This window comes from Chryseobacterium sp. SIMBA_028 (assembly GCF_046535285.1).
Classification (GTDB): domain Bacteria; phylum Bacteroidota; class Bacteroidia; order Flavobacteriales; family Weeksellaceae; genus Chryseobacterium.
Genome location: NZ_JAWRWZ010000791.1, coordinates 1 through 239 on the forward strand (window position 1 = coordinate 1; position 239 = coordinate 239).

Annotated in this window: 1 protein-coding gene; it reads right to left on the reverse strand. The window is 41.0% G+C overall.

What is annotated here, in order from left to right; genetic code table 11:
* Positions 1 to 239 (reverse strand): hypothetical protein (locus SCA31_RS25395; RefSeq protein ID WP_410699697.1); only part of this gene is annotated, 239 nt, incomplete at both ends.

The window sequence follows — 239 nt, forward strand, 5'->3', positions numbered from 1 at the left end:
ATTAGAAACGGCACAGTTATAAAGGGAAACTGAAAATCCTGCGGTCCCTGTATAATTGGTAGGATTGGTGTTGACGTATCCCAAGCCACAGGTATTCGTTGGGGTAGAAGTGATCAGTGAACAGATATCTGCTGCATACGTTGCTCTCAGCGTATGGATGTTGTCCATATAAGAATCATTATTGGTTCTGAATCTTGTAAGATCAGTACTGATGTTTCCGGATTCTGTATAAGCAATCT